Origin of the sequence: Bacillus sp. Xin1 (assembly GCF_013314535.1) — a bacterium.
Taxonomy (GTDB): Bacteria; Bacillota; Bacilli; order Bacillales; family Bacillaceae_G; genus Bacillus_A.
In genome coordinates, this window is record NZ_JABUAE010000012.1 from 67148 (window position 1) to 83166 (window position 16019).

Here is a 16019-nt window from a genome sequence, read left to right on the forward strand (position 1 = left end):
AAGTGTTGGTTTTCGTGATTCATAAGTACTTTCTTGAACGTCAGACTCATAAAACGGGATGAAGACATCGCTCATGAATTGCGCATAGGTAATATTGTAGTTCGAATATCCTTGCGATTAGAGATATTGATTTTTAACTTTTATTGCTCCTACTTGAGAAAGTAATGCCTCTCTGTTTTATTGTATTTCACAAATAATGTAGTTTAATTCAACAATGAGTTATCAGTTCTTTATTTAGCGAAAGCTAAATAAAGTTACATCTGTATATCAAAAAAAGATATAATAGAGCAAATGTCTGATCATAAGATTGGCGCAATAAAAAAGCAAAGGGGCATGTTCTATGACGATGAGTTACAAGAAGCTTTGGAAACTGTTGTTATGCCTTGGAAGAAGTGGATATTTGCGATATCTGTGAAGTTGTTGACTACGACAAAGATAATAAGAAAAAAGAGGTTAGTGGATAGTGACGAAAAAAATTGAAACTCTTTATGAAGACAAAAGTATTAATATCAGTCAAGAAGTGAAAATGGTGCTAGATATTGCCAATAAACTTCGTGGAACTTACAAAGCGGAAGATTATCAAGATGTAATTATTCCAATGGTTATCATTCGCCGTTTTGAGTGTGCACTTGCTGATACAAAAAAATCAGTTTTTCAAAGATATAAAGCCGACAAAGAAAAAGGCATTGAACCAATCCCTAAAATTTACCAAAAGATATCCGGTTTCGAATTTTATAATACTAGCGAATTTGATTTGAAGAAGTTAGAAGAATCACCGGATACTATCGCTAAAGACTTTAAGTTTTACTTGGACAGTTTCAGCGATAACGTGAAAAATATTCTGAATGATTTAGACTTCTATGACCAGATTAAAAAACTTGATGGTGCTAATAAACTTCTTCTTATTATCAAAGATTTTGCTAAGCTAGATTTATCTCCTGAAACTGTTGATCCTATACGAATGGGTTATATTTTTGAAGATGTTCTACGCCGTTATTCTGAAAATGTTAACGCAGGTGATCATTATACACCTCGTGAAGTGATTCGTTGTTTAGTTAATGTTCTTTTGGCTGAAGGTAGTGAGGATATCTATGAGCCTGGGAAAATTATCAAAATTGGCGACTTTGCCTGTGGCACAGGTGGTATGATTTCGACTACTTATGATTTTATTCATCGTCACAATTCTAGTGCCAAGATTTATATGTACGGCCAAGAAATTCTTGATAAATCATATGCAATTTGTGTTGCCGATATGTTGATCAAAGGTCAAGATGCTCGTAATATCCAACAAAAGAATACATTGAAATACGATGCATTCCCAGATGATGAATTTCGCTTTGTTATCATGAATCCGCCATTTGGGACGCCATGGTCAGGTGATAAAGCAGAAGCTGGTACAGCTGATTTTGTTAAAAATGATGCCTACTCTGATGACAATGGAAAACCGGTCAAGGGAAAGAAAATGGGACGTTTCACGCATAAGGTTGGTAAAGATGGTCCTGAAATGACAATGACGCCTGCTTCAGGGGATGCACAATTATTATTTATGCAACATGCTTTGTATAAGTTAAACAAACAGAATGGTCGTGCAGCAATTATTACTAACGGATCGCCGTTATTTTCTGGTGGAACAAGTTCAGGAGAAAGTCAAATTCGTCGTTGGCTACTTGAAAATGACCTAGTTGAAACGATTATCGGTTTCCCTGATCAACTTTTCTACAATACAGGAATTTCAATTTATGCCTTTATCTTGAGCTATAAGAAGCGTCCTGAGCGACAAGGGAAAGTGCAATTCATTAATGCTACGTCTTTCTATAAAAAGATGCGTAAGTCTATGGGGAACAAACGTAAAGAATTAAGTGATGCTCATATTAAGAAAATCACTGAACTATATGCAGACTTCAAAGAAAATGAATTTAGTAAAATCTTTCCTAATGAAGAATTTATGTATCGTGAATTTTCGGTATACCAACCAATGCAACGCAACTATCAATTAAGTGAAGAGCGTGTTCAAAATATTGTTGACAGCAATGTTCTTTCTAACTACTATGATCCAGATAAAGTTGAAGAGTTACAACTGCTTGACCCGATTCCTGCGAAAGAGAAGAAAGACTTGGATAAGTATTTGTTACATCAACCATTATTTGAACAGCTGATTCAAACCTTAAAAGATAATGTTGATAATGTTTTGTATAAAGAACCAAAAACTTTCGAAGCTAAAATTGTTGGATTGTTTGATGACTTCAACCTGTATCCTGAAGAAAAAACTGAAAAAGCAGGTATTACTAAGACCAAAAAGTACCTAAAGGAAAAGGTAGTTTTTGCTTTATCTAAAATCGATAAAACAGCTGAAGTTCAAACGAAGCGAGATGGATCACCAGAAATTGATAAATCTACTAAAGATATTGAATTGATTCCTATGAGCGAGGAGCCGAAAGAATACTTTGAACGTGAAGTGAAGCCTTTCGTTTCCGATTATATTCCAGTATTTGAAGAAAACTTAACAGGTAAAACTATTTCAATTAAAACGGGTGCAGAATTTCCATTCACGCGTTATTTCTATGAATACCAAGCACCAGAAAAATCAGAAGTTCTTTTGAAAGAATTCAAACAAGTAAGTTCAGAACTTATTGATTTGATGAAGAGGTTTGAAATTTGATGGGGAACGTGCAGTTTGAAGAAGAGTTGACTTGGAAAGGAGGGAGTATGGCGCAAATGAAAGATAGCGGAATAGCTTGGATTGGTGAAATTCCAAATGAATGGCTACTAAAAAAGCTAGATTACATGTCTATCTCATATTCTGGAGGTACACCAGACAGAGATAACTTTTCTTACTGGGACAATGGCACCATAAATTGGATGTCTTCTGGAGAAGTAAACAAAAGACTTGTTTATGATACTGATGAGAAGATTTCAATAAAAGGGTTGAGAAATTCTTCAGCAAAACTGTATCCTGAGAATACTGTTATGTTCGCCATGAACGGACAAGGTAAAACTAAAGGAATGACAGCTATTCTTAAAACTATCAGTTCTGGCAATCAGTCACTTGTTGGTTTTATTTGCGATGAAAAAGAACTGCATTATAGATATTTGGATTATTGTTTCCAAGCTTCATACAAGTATAATCGAAGTTACTACGGCGGCGGGGATAACAGAGATGGTATTGCGGCAAGCAACATAAAAAAAATGAAGCTTCCAGTTCCGCCATATAAAGAGCAAATAGAAATCAGCAAATTTTTGGATTCCGAGGTGATTAAATTAGATAAAATTATTGCTGACGCTCAAAAGTCGCTTGAGATTTTGCAAGAAACTCGAAAATCAATCATCTTTGAAACAGTGACAAGAGGGTTGAAAAAAGATAGGGAACTAAAAGATAGCGGAATAGCTTGGATTGGTGAAATTCCAAGTGAATGGCTACTAAAAAAGCTAGATTACATGTCTATCTCATATTCTGGAGGTACACCAGACAGAGATAACTTTTCTTACTGGGACAATGGCACCATAAATTGGATGTCTTCTGGAGAAGTAAACAAAAGACTTGTTTATGATACTGATGAGAAGATTTCAATAAAAGGGTTGAGAAATTCTTCAGCAAAACTGTATCCTGAGAATACTGTTATGTTCGCCATGAACGGACAAGGTAAAACTAAAGGAATGACAGCTATTCTTAAAACTATCAGTTCTGGCAATCAGTCACTTGTTGGTTTTATTTGCGATGAAAAAGAACTGCATTATAGATATTTGGATTATTGTTTCCAAGCTTCATACAAGTATAATCGAAGTTACTACGGCGGCGGGGATAACAGAGATGGTATTGCGGCAAGCAACATAAAAAAAATGAAGCTTCCAGTTCCGCCATATAAAGAGCAAATAGAAATCAGCAATTTTTTGGATAATAAAGTTGTCATATTAGATAAGGTAATTTGTAAAGTTAAAAAGATTATAGAACTTGCTGAACAAACAAAGAAATCGTTGATTTACGAGTACGTCACTGGTAAAGAGAGGGTAGAAGTATGAGCATTTCGACGTTACAAAATAAAGAGAAATGACTGCTTCGAAAAACCGGAGGTGAATGAAATGCCAAAAACATTAATTCGTGAACGTTATGATTATCAGCGCCACATTATTGACCACTTGATGAATGAAAATGGCTTTATTGAGCGCCAATATAATGATGGGCATTACGATCAAGTTACTGCGATGGATAAGGAATTATTTTTAGACTTTATCAAGGATACACAAGATGAGGAATATCAGAAAGTGTATCGCCAGCATGGTACTAATACCGATGATATCATTGTCAGCAAGTATAACGACTTGATTTTGTCAAAAAATGGAATGACACTTGACGCTCTAAAGCACGGATTCGACGTCGGAATGGAGCATTTTGACCTACTTTACACCAAACCAACGACGGACATTAACACGAAATCCATCGAAGATTACCAGAAAAATCGTTTCAGTGTGATGGAGGAAGTTTACCACAAAGATTGTGAGCGGATTGATTTAGTCCTTTTCTTGAATGGTATCCCTTTATTTGCGATTGAGCTAAAGGCAAATACTTCAGGTCAAACCTATAAAAATGCTATCAAACAATGGCGAAATGACCGTACTCCGACATCACGTTTGTTAAAATGGAAAAAAGGGGCTTTAGTTTGTTTTGCCGTCGATTTCAAGCGTGCTTATATGACAACTCATCTAGAGAAACAAAAGACATTTTTCTTGCCATTTAATAAAGGTGATGATGAATCTGGAATCGGAAATGCTCCTAATCCAGATGGTTTTGGTGTGAGCTATCTTTGGGAAGATATATTTACAAAAGACATGATTTTGCTCCTTTTGACAAAGTATATCTTCTTAGAACAAAAACCAGAACAAGATGAAAAGACAGGAAAAGTCAAAATGAAAGAACGTTTGATTTTTCCTCGTTTCCATCAGTTGAGAGCCGTCCGTAAATTAATTGCTGATATGAAGAACTTTGGAACCGAGCGTAACTATTTGATTCAACATTCTGCTGGTTCAGGTAAGACAAACACGATTGCGTGGTTGTCTCATCAATTGGCTAATCTTAAAGTTGATAATACCCCCGTTGTAGATTCGGTTATTATCATTACAGATCGTATTGTGGTGGATAGACAATTACAAGCTGCCATTGAAGGCTTAGAGCATAAGCAGGGACTAATCAAGGTTATGGATGAAGATGCCACATCAAATGACTTAGCTGATGCTTTGAATGGTCGAACACGAATTGTTGTTTCAACCATCCATAAATTTTCGTATATCCTTGATACGATTAGTAACCAAAGTGATAATAATTTTGCTGTGATTATCGACGAAGCCCATTCTTCAACTGCTGGAACCTTAATCAGTAATGTGAATAAAGCCCTAGGTAAACAGCTTGAAGAAAATGAAGAAGATGGCGACACGGATGACATGGACTTACTTGAAGCATTGGTAGCTCAAAAAATGGGCAGTGATTTGGATTCTCGCAAGAAACAACCAAACGTATCTATGATTGCCTTTACTGCGACTCCAAAACCAAAAACACTGAAAAAATTTGGAACTATGAATGCTCAGGGACAACCTGAACCGTTTGATTTGTATTCAATGAAGCAGGCTATTGAGGAAGGTTTTATCCTAGATGTGTTGAAGAACTATTATAAATATGATACTTATATTAATTTAATTCAGAAAACACAAAATGATGAATTATTTGAAACTTCTCAAGCAAAACGTTGGATGAAACGGTTTGTTGAGACGCATGATACTTATATTGGACAAAAAGTAGAAGTGATCGTCGAACATTTTCGTGAAGAAGTTATGGATATGCTTGATGGACAAGCAAAGGCTATGGTTGTTACAAGTAGTCGTGAAGCTGCTTATAAATATTACAATGCCTTTAATCAATATGTCGTTGACAATGGGTATCAGAACATTAAACCTTTAGTGGCATTTAGCGGTAAATTGAAAGTGGATGGCACGGAGGTTACCGAAGTATCTGTAAATGGTTTTAGTGAAGATGAACTTCCTGATAGATTCAATACTGAAAGTTATCAAGTTCTGCTCGTCGCTAACAAATACCAGACAGGTTTTGATCAGCCTAAGCTTGTGGCGATGTATGTTGACAAGAAGTTGCATGGTGTTACTGCAGTTCAAACTTTATCTCGATTGAATCGTACTTATAAGGGCAAAACTAAGACCGTTGTTTTAGATTTTGTAAATTCTTATGACGATATCGAAAAAGCATTCTCTAAATATTATACGAACACCAAATTGACTCGTGACGTTAATCCTCGTGATATTTTCAAATTGAAACAAAAAATTGATATGCGTAATATTCTCGACGCTGACGATATGCATGAGTTTACAGTCATTTACTATACTCAAACCGAAACCAAGGGTAAGAGCAAGGCTGAATATTATTTGGATAAAGCAGTAACACGATTTAATTCACATAAGAGCGAAGAAAAACGCAAAAACATGCTGAAAGAACTCCGTGCATTTAATAGTTTCTACGATTTTTTGACGCAGGTAACATCATTCAAAGATAATGGTATCCATGAAATGTACTTGTTCATTCACTATCTGATAAAAGAAATTGAGATTGGAACAAGTGAACCGATTGATCTAACAGGTAAGATTGATGCTAAATTTGGAAAGACAAAATTAGTGGCTAGTCACGAAGCTCCTGAATTGGAAGAAGATGCTGGAGATATGGGGCTTCCTGGTGCTGATACACCGACTATTCAACGGCAATTTAAAAAATTGTCGGACTTGATTGCTGAATATAATGAACTTCATGGTACGAATTTTGATGCTAAGTCTGCGATGAAGATTGTTGAACAAACAATTGAAACCTTAGCTAATGATGCAGAACTACGCCAACAAGCAAAAGTAAATACACTTAACGATTTCAAGAGTGCTTTAAGCGATAAGATAGATGATGCTATCATGGATTCGACTACAGAAAATCAAAGCTTCAATAATAAGCTACTTAGCTCAGACGATTTAAAGAATTCTATATTTGGTGTGTTCTCAGAAGATTTGTATAGCCGACTTCGTGAAGACTGAGAAAAAGTAGAGTAGAAATTAAAAATCCAGTTGCTCAAATAAAGAGTAGCTGGATTTTTTAGTATTTCGTTAAATCTGTTTGATGATGTTACGTTACCGTTTGTATTGTTATTTTCTAAACTTTCTATTTCCATATCAGAAATTTTTATTATTTCTTTTTTTATTTTAACCCAATTTATATCCTCTAAATTTTCAGGAGACGTACTTAATAAATGATAAGCTTTGCTTACTACATGGCCTTGGCCAAGTGTTAAACCACCAAATTCAACATTATAAATTTTTTCTAATTCATTGATCCATCTCATTGTATCAATCGACAAACGTACTGCTAACCTCACATAACTTCCCTCCCTTATACATAACAAATAATCAAACGTTATTTTATTTCAATGCGAAAAAAAAATAACGTTTGATTATTTGTGGGGGGATTAATTATAATTTAGCCTATTTCACACAAATTATTAACATTCGACTGTAGATCAATACGTTTATCTTTGTGTTTTAAAGAAAGTAAATTCAGCATAGTTTACCATCATATTAGTAGATTCTAATTCCATTCCCAAACTTGATTCCAATTTTTCATCCTAGTTTAGTCGCTTCATTTGTAAATTGAACAAAATAAAAATTACTAAGAAATATCATCAACTCGCTGTATTTTTTTTCGAGCTTTCAAATAAAACTGAGATATCTTTTAATGTTATGAGGTTTTGTTTTATTATCGATTCTATTACCTCTAAACCTATTTTTTCAGAGAACTGTTTTTTTTCTTCAGAGAGAAACTGAGTGGAAGCATCATTATATAATGATTTTAATTCTGGTATTAATTTACTGTATAAGTAAATAATAAAGAAAGTATTATTATCTTGAAATTCAAGGAGTTTCAATACCTCTGATTGATTTGTATAAATTTGAGTATTAGACTTATCATCAACTGTAAAAACAATGTCTATGTCTTTATTTTTCAACCTAGCAGTAATTGTTTTTAGAGTTTCTCCGTTACTTATAAAAGCTTTAGTTATTATAAGTTCCGATGTTTGATCTGATGTTCCTTTAAAAATGTTTTGTTCATCACCGATATTACCAATAAAACCACTTATATTCATTAACTTAAGTCCGTCTGCTAGAGAGCCTTTATTCTGAGTAAACTTAAAAAATAGCCAATTAAATAAATCAGATTGAATATCATAAGTATAATCCTGCTTAGCTATGTAATTGGTTCCAATAAGTTTTTTTACCCTCTCTACATGAAACTCATTTGATGTGCAGATAATTATATAAACAGAATCATTCATACAAAAAAAGTACGTCATAACTTGAGTATCGTTAACTCTGTCTGCTTTAGGAAGAAATTGACCAATTGAATTCTTCTTTCTTTTCTTTGTATATTCAATATTTGCAGTAGCAAACATAAATTGAGCAATATTCTGTTCAGATTCTTCATTTGCTTCAGTTAATTCAATTTCATTTAGTTCAGATGATTCTTCCCATGTATAATAAAAGTTTTTTTCATCATCAGATAAAGTCTCTGCTTGCTTAGTATCTTTTTTAGATATTTTAAGTGCTTCAGCATAACTTTTATTTAGTATATTTTTTTCTACATCAGCCAAACTAGTTATCCCTGTTAGTTTAAACAATTTACAAGTTAATTTAGAAACTGCCAATTCTATTCCCCCTTACAAGTTACTTTCAATGGATCACACTCAATTGATAATAAAGTCCCTGAGATTATCCTTGTAATATATCCGAATTTTTCTGTTGTTATCACATAATCCAAAGCAGTCACATCATTTTTCACTCTAATGGGCTTTACTTTAAACTGTTCGTTTAATCTATGACTTCTTTCTGGAAAAGTCTTTCCTTTAATTTCAATTTCTCCGAGTAAATCAATTGAGATATTTCGTTCTGATAATCTAAATGCCCCAGCTGTATCTGAATCCCACTTATCAAAAAAAGAAACATCTAATATTTCAGGATTAAAATATATATTAAGCTTTAATCCCATTTTTTTTATCAATAGATTCGAAAGCCATCCTCCTGGATTAAGAACAATTTCTATCTCAACATCTTTTTCATCATATTCACAATCATTTGGTATAAACTTACAACTACTTCTTTTTGTCCCATCTAGTTTTGTTACCAGTGAGACATTCATTCTTTTTATATTAGCTTTTATTTTCGACCATATATATGAGGTTAAAATTAATACAATTGCTATAATGAATGTAATTACAGCACTTAAAGTTGTCTTCTTTAAAATTTCATTTTCATAACCTAATGTCTTTAAAATATTATATACAAAGTTCTGTTGATCAGTGGCTACAAATGCAACAATCAGTGTAATTATAAACGTTTTTAATGATTGAATAATTTTATCTTTCATACAAGCATCACCGGTCCAAAACCAAGAAAATCTATTAGTTTTTTAATATCATCAAGTTCATTTTCAGATAGATCATCGTCTATTCCTAGTACACCATTTGATTTTAAAGTAACCATGTGGCGATTTTTTGTGCGGAAGTAAACTTTCATGATCGGATATTCAAAGTCTTCTATAACTGATTTTAATAGTTCCGAATCAAATTCTTCACCATCTAATACATCCTCAATATCAATATTTTTAAATTCACAATCGACGAGAGTTAAATTGAGCCTTTCTTGCGCTGTTATAAGATCTAAAAACTTATGATTACTCATTATAAGTTGTTTTACTGTACTCTCCAAAAAGATTTTATATATATTATCATCCATTAACCAGTCATTAAAAGATTGAGGAGAATATTGAATTCCATAAGAATATCCATTTTCACCCACTATGACATTATTCAAAGATATCTGCTTATAAAAAGGTTTTTTCTTATCATTTGGTTGAAATAGAATTTTATAGAAATTCACAATAGTTTCCTCCTTTTCTAATAGCTAATATTAAAACAGCTATATATATTATGACAAGATAATTAGCTATGGAATTACCCATAGTAATATTATACCAAATATAAACAAACGTATAGTAAAAAAAATGTCTACTTCAAAAAGATGGTACATGAAGCTAGAATCATTTCCTAAAAAAAACCCACCAACACTTATTGTATTGGTGGGTTTTTTGGTGGTAAACAAGTTAATATTTAATTGTTTTAGCCATTACATAATAGCTAAAACGTTTTTAGAACGGTAATTTCACTTCAAATAATGTTATATCTTTATTCCCACTCGATAGTTGCTGGTGGCTTAGAAGTAATGTCATACACGATGCAGTCGATATGTGCTATATCATGAAGGAATGTAATTAAACTGACAACTGCATTTATTTAAGTAGGCCACATAAAATATTCAATCATTTTTATAAAAACTTAAGGAATCCAAAATTAAAACCCACACATTTTGATCAAACTTTTTCAAAGTGTGTGGGTTTCTTCTATCTATTCCCAATCGAGATTAAATAACTCATTAAGCTTTTTTATCTTTTTATCGTTTACATCAATAGTATTTGCAATTTCTGATTCATTTTGAAAAACCTTATTAGGGCTATTTAATTCTAAAACTTGTGAAGCTTGATTTGGTAAGGTAATAACTTCTGTCTTCACATTAGCTTGTTTTAACTTTTCTGATTGTTCGTATAAGTGAGGAAAATAACTTTCAGCAACAATTTGATTATACAGTGTTTCGTAGTGAATCTTCTGACCTGTCACTTTAGATAATTGCTCTTTTAAGCACTCTATTTCTAACTGCATTTTTTGTATAGATTCTTCAAACCTTGCTAATTTTTTTGCGTCTGTATAGAGATCACTAATAATGTTTAATAACTTTGCGATCTCATTTTTTAATTCTATTGTATTAGCACCATATTTTAAAAACAATTCTTCAACACTAGGAATCGTTATAATCCCACTTTCATCAAGTTTAGGAATGTGAACAGGTGAATTTAAATGATTTATAAATTCTTTCATTCGCCTACTCCATGTATTCCTCCCTATTCCAGTTTCATTTTCTAATAATAGCGATGTTAATTTACGATTAGGTTGTTTGTATTTAACTTCTAAAGCAATTTGCTTTAAATCCTCATCAGACCATTTTTGGGGTTTACCTCTTTTAGTATTTACCATTCTTATCACCCGCAATATTAGCATCTATTTTAGATTTCAATTCCATATATTGTTGCAACCTTTTCGCCGCTGATTTTCTTTCAACTGTATTTAAGTCATGACCATGTCTTTGTGGCAATGAAAATAAACTTTCTAAAAGTGAAATAGCCTCTTCAATTCGATGTTTTAAATCTTCAGAATGACTAGATAGCCACTTAATAGCATCGTCTTTTTCATTTATACTAGGTGAGAAAATATATTTTGGACAAAACTCACAAAACTCAATACAAGTATTTGGGAAATTCCCTTTAAGCTCTGAACATAAACCGTATTGAACTCTACCTACGTGTATTTCGGTTATCTTCTCTTTCTCAATGTTAGATTTATGAACAATATATTTTTTCCATCCTATGATAGAATTGTCCATTCTATAGCCAATCTCTGTTTCGAGCTTTAATTGAGCCAGCCTATATACATATGATTGCACGAAATGTTTAGCATGACTAAAATAACCTTGCGTAACTCTAAGCTCTGTATGACCAGCTAGTGTAGCGATATTATGCATACTAAAACCTTGTAAACACATATTGATGATGGCAAAATGACGAGTATCCCCAGCTTTCACACGTTCCAAATTGTATCTTCCATATTTCTCTTCTACGATTATTTTATAGAATTGATCTTTTAAATCATTAAAATTTCTTAAATTCATTATTGGATTCTTCTTTTTCCTTCTAACTTTATAATTTAAGCTGAACATTTCTGATGGAAAAAAATATTCCGAGTAAGGAAAATATATATTTACTTTGTCCCTGATTTCTTTTAAAAGTTGATATGTTTTTTGGTCAATTACAACTGAATCGTATTTTATAGAAAAGCCAATGGTAGCAGACTTATTTTTTATTCGTGGAATCGAAATTGTATAAGGTTCATTTTTACTGTCATCATAAGATAGGCAATCTTTTTTGAGTTTTAGAAGTTCACTTGGACGCATAGGCAATGTATTAGTGAGTAGCCACCAGACTAGAATTGGCGTGTAACTTATAGTTTCTTCTACATTATGATTTTTAAAATAATGGTTAATGATATCATCTAATTCAAGTACATCTTGAAAATCAGGTAAATCTCTGGATGTTTTAGAGTGGTTAGGCATATTTGAGCAAATATTAAGGATTTCTTGATAATTATCAATCCTATAGAAATCTATAAAATTAGACGTAGCATTAACCATGTGATAACCAAGGTATTTATATTTTTCAATACTCTCAACTAGTACGCTTTTTAATTGGATTAAATCCCCAAAACCTTGCGAGCTAAGTATAATCTTTCTTAATGAAGCTAACTCATCATAAATGGTTTTAGGCGTTTTACCTGATATAAGCCTGAGCAACATATAAAACTTTAAATGTTCATTAATTTTGGGATAACTAATTAAATCAAACTTTATTTGTAAATTTAATTGTGATAAAGGATCATAAACAAACCATAAATTTTCTTCAAAAGAGTTACTTTTTATAATCTCACTTTCAACTAAATCATCAAAAATCTGTTTATAGTCTTTTAACAACAAATCATCTTTAGAAATTTGTTGAATAGATTCTATTTTATAAAAACTCGATTCATTTAAAAGCTTTCTAATTTCCATATTCAACTCCTGACAAATAGATTTTGTGAGCATATCGCTTCAATAAACCATTGATTTGATTAACATCTACATAAGCTTTTACATAACTTTTACCGAAAGTGTTATTAGCTTCACTCAGTATCAATAAACATTGCAGTAGAAAGCGACTTTGCCTTTTTAAAAGATTTTCATTATCACTTCCCTGTATTGAAGTTAGGAGTCTGAGAATCTCCTGATTTAATTGAATTAGAATCAAATTTTGTGGAAGGACATATTCACAATACATGCAATTCATTAAAGCTGGATAAGCACAATTTGGAAATACTAAACATTGTGCATGTTCAATTTTAGATGGCATAGAATAAATCGATAATTCCAAAAATAACTCATGTAATTGCTGTTTATTTAAACGCATAACTCGATGTATAACTTTTAACCTCTTTTCATAGATTGCATTCATTACTTCCACAACTGAATCATTATCAGTCTCCTCTATAATGGCAGGGGTTAAATAATTAGAAACATAAGCTGCTATTGATTCAGTTTCTTTAAGAGAGAGGTGTTCTTTTATTTCTTCAATTATAGTGGTTCTATCTTCTAGATTTAAGGTTTTATAGTTATCGTTATACGTAAATCTTAATAATTGCTCATATAACCATCCAAAATTTCCTCTCCGAAAAATATTAATAGAAACCCTTCCAATGGATCCATCTTTATTCATCATCTGTATATAAGCTTTTGTGGTATCTTCACTTTTATGTGATCTTGCATTTTGGGCTAAAGTTAGTGCTAGTTCAGAATCAAAAGCATCTCCTTCAGTTACAGATCCGTATAAGTATGTTGCCAAAGAACGGTTCATTATTAAGCTACTAAATCTAAACCCTTCAAATTCTTTATAATATTCAAAGAATTTCGAATGTCTCTCTCTTCTACCTTGGGTTTTAATTCTACGATACTTGCCTTCAATAAAAGTTTCCAACTGTAATGTATTAGTTTCTCTTAATCGCTCCGATAAAACTAATGCATAAGCTAGTGGTTTCTCCAAGTTTGAAGGTACTAAAAAGGTGAGTAACTCATTAGTTTTAGCTGCCCGCTTATTTCTAAAGGCAAGATACAAAGTCTTAATTATCATTTGAATTTGATATTCATTTAGTGTGAAATTTTTAATGTAAAAGTCTGATTCTTGAATGCCAAGTTCTTTTAAGTTCAAGTGGGGTGTATTAAGAATTAAATCACTTCCTCGTATAAAGTCACAGCATAGTAAAGTAACATATACCCACATATTTGCATACTCTCTACTATTAAAACTTTTTTCGACATGAAGTTCTATATTTTGTACATGCTTATATATTTGATTAAAAGTTGAAGCTGAATAAATTTCTTGTTCCTCATGTTTAGTTTTTTGAGCAGCTAACAACTTATTCTTTAGAGGGATATTTTTTTGATCAAACACGTATGATAGAAATCGAGTAAATAGCAATTTTTCCTTCGCAGTAAGCAGGCCTTCCTTTAAAAACAATTGATTTAATTCCTCTATATCAACTTCGAAGACTTCCCTAGATAAGTTTTTTTGGAGTTTATTATGAAAATTAATAAATTGACTAATAGTATCTTTTTTATAAAATGTAGAGCCTGTACACTTGTTAAAGTAAGCTTGTGAATACGTTATAAATAGCATTCGAGTATCCATAAACAAATTATTTTGTTGTGTTTCATTAGTTATTCTATTTATCGCATATTCACAGTCAATCTCCACAAGATTATCACGGTCTTCGAGAAATTGTTTGTATTTTATCAGCTCTTCTTTTGGTATAAAAACTCGACCATTTATTTTTTTTACATTCATTTTATGATTGGATTGCTTTGAATAAAGGCTATTTTGAATAGAAACCATACTCCTACCAAGAATCTCCGAAGTTTCTTTAATTGAATAATAATCTTTATTTAATTGAATCATGACCGTTCAACTTCCTTTCAATAATTTTAGGGATGTATGCCTCATGCATATTATCTAATTTCTCTTCAATTTTTTGGTGCATTCTTGGTGTTGAAACCATATAGGAGAGTGCAGATTCTAGACTAGAATCACCTCGTAAATGTGCAATTTCATAAGGGTTTTGTGCCTCATTTGCAATGAGATTTGTAAATGTACCCCGTCCTATATGAGTAGACCATTTAACACTTTTTAAATGTTGAGCTACTAAGCGATGTTCAATATTATTTGAAGTTTCTAAGGTGGATATTAATTTGATTTTGCATTTTTCAAAATACTGTCTATAGCTTCTACCAGACATCGGTTGTTCATCGGTGTTTAAAAACAAAGCATTAGTTTGTTTAGAGGAATATAGCTTTAAATGCTGTCGAATCAAGGTAGTTCCCCAGCCTTTCACATCTAATACTACCTGAGACCGTGTCTTTTTTACTGAGGCATGCTCTTTTAAATCTGTTCTGAAATTTTGATTTTCTATTTTTAATATAAATTCTTTATTTGCTAGAGATTTTGATATTTGTGTACGTTTTAAATTAACTACTTCTGAAACTCGTAGTCCTCCAAATATCTGGAGATATATTCCTAAAGTAATTCTTGGAGTATGTGTAGAGGCAATTTCTAAAAATAATGGTATATATTCAAATGGCAAAATGTGTTCAATTTCTTTAATCTTCTGTTGTGGATAAACTACTTTGAAAGGAGATTTATAATATAACTTATTGTGTTCGTTTTTTTCTTGTTTAAAATCGGTTAAACTAACCTTTGAGAATAGTAATTTGCTTATTCCCCAAGTATAGAAGTGCACTAAGGTTCTTTCAGCATCTTTAACAGTATCTTGAGAAACCTTATTGGTCCCCAACCAATTTAAGTATGTTGAGCCATGTGAGATAGTCAATTCTGTTAAATTTTTGATTTTCAAACTTGGATAATATTTTATTAAGTAGTTTAAAAACTTCACTATATTTGTAGCATGCTTTTTCTGAGTATTAAATGACTTATACCCCCATTTTTCAATAATAAAATTGCTAAGATGATGAATTACATATGTGTCCTTTTCGACGTTTTTAAGAGCAATTAATGAAATATGTTTTTTCTCTTTAACTGTTTGATTTTCTTCAATCACATAATCAATCCAAATTGGTTGGTTTATAAATTTAAGATTTTCATTCACATTTTTTACTGAGATTAATTCCCCCACTAACTCTCCCCCTTTTTTAATTATGTGCAATGAATTTTAAAGTTTATCATCCCCTAA

At 32.0% G+C, this 16019-nt stretch carries 12 protein-coding genes; 3 read left to right on the forward strand and 9 right to left on the reverse strand.

The window, feature by feature from the left end; genetic code table 11:
* The first annotated feature begins 463 nt into the window (after positions 1–463).
* From HRG09_RS13340 to HRG09_RS13350, 3 genes are read left to right on the forward strand one after another with little or no spacing between them, the layout of a single operon-like run.
* Positions 464–2659, forward strand: coding sequence for a type I restriction-modification system subunit M (locus HRG09_RS13340; RefSeq protein WP_217448028.1), 2196 nt, complete (start codon positions 464–466; stop codon positions 2657–2659).
* Entirely contained in the window at positions 2659–4017 is a 1359-nt protein-coding gene (locus tag HRG09_RS13345; RefSeq protein WP_174101254.1) for a restriction endonuclease subunit S, read from the forward strand. Before HRG09_RS13340 ends, HRG09_RS13345 begins: the two co-directional genes overlap by 1 nt.
* 60 nt (positions 4018–4077) lie before the next feature.
* The gene (locus HRG09_RS13350; protein ID WP_174101255.1) at positions 4078–7071 is read left to right on the forward strand and encodes a type I restriction endonuclease subunit R; all 2994 of its coding nucleotides are present in this window, start codon (positions 4078–4080) and stop codon (positions 7069–7071) included.
* On the opposite strand, the gene HRG09_RS28930 is transcribed toward HRG09_RS13350, so the two are convergent.
* The 9 genes from HRG09_RS28930 to HRG09_RS13395 form a co-directional block, all read right to left on the reverse strand.
* Entirely contained in the window at positions 6972–7409 is a 438-nt protein-coding gene (locus HRG09_RS28930) for a hypothetical protein (protein ID WP_309232152.1), read from the reverse strand. The genes HRG09_RS13350 and HRG09_RS28930 overlap by 100 nt on opposite strands.
* A gap of 303 nt (positions 7410–7712) precedes the next feature.
* Positions 7713–8732 (reverse strand): hypothetical protein, encoded by a 1020-nt coding sequence (locus HRG09_RS13360; RefSeq protein ID WP_167092501.1) that lies wholly within the window; start codon positions 8730–8732, stop codon positions 7713–7715.
* A 2-nt stretch (positions 8733–8734) separates the two neighbouring features.
* A complete protein-coding gene (locus HRG09_RS13365) occupies positions 8735–9451 on the reverse strand; it encodes a hypothetical protein (protein ID WP_167092504.1) in 717 nt (238 codons plus the stop codon).
* Positions 9448–9963: a TetR family transcriptional regulator gene (locus tag HRG09_RS13370; RefSeq protein WP_174101256.1), complete on the reverse strand. Its 516-nt coding sequence runs from the start codon at positions 9961–9963 to the stop codon at positions 9448–9450. The genes HRG09_RS13365 and HRG09_RS13370 overlap by 4 nt, the downstream gene beginning before the upstream one ends.
* Before the next feature lie 305 nt (positions 9964–10268).
* Complete coding sequence (locus HRG09_RS29515) at positions 10269–10376, reverse strand: GMP synthase (glutamine-hydrolyzing) (RefSeq protein ID WP_174101292.1); 108 nt, start codon at positions 10374–10376, stop codon at positions 10269–10271.
* Positions 10377–10487: 111 nt separating this feature from the next.
* A complete protein-coding gene (locus HRG09_RS13380) occupies positions 10488–11171 on the reverse strand; it encodes a hypothetical protein (RefSeq protein ID WP_174101257.1) in 684 nt (227 codons plus the stop codon).
* The gene (locus HRG09_RS13385) at positions 11158–12795 is read right to left on the reverse strand and encodes a tyrosine-type recombinase/integrase (protein WP_254610075.1); all 1638 of its coding nucleotides are present in this window, start codon (positions 12793–12795) and stop codon (positions 11158–11160) included. The genes HRG09_RS13380 and HRG09_RS13385 overlap by 14 nt, the downstream gene beginning before the upstream one ends.
* Positions 12785–14731 (reverse strand): DNA-binding protein, encoded by a 1947-nt coding sequence (locus HRG09_RS13390; RefSeq protein ID WP_174101258.1) that lies wholly within the window; start codon positions 14729–14731, stop codon positions 12785–12787. Before HRG09_RS13390 ends, HRG09_RS13385 begins: the two co-directional genes overlap by 11 nt.
* Entirely contained in the window at positions 14715–15962 is a 1248-nt protein-coding gene (locus tag HRG09_RS13395; RefSeq protein WP_174101259.1) for a tyrosine-type recombinase/integrase, read from the reverse strand. Before HRG09_RS13395 ends, HRG09_RS13390 begins: the two co-directional genes overlap by 17 nt.
* Positions 15963–16019 lie beyond the last annotated feature (57 nt).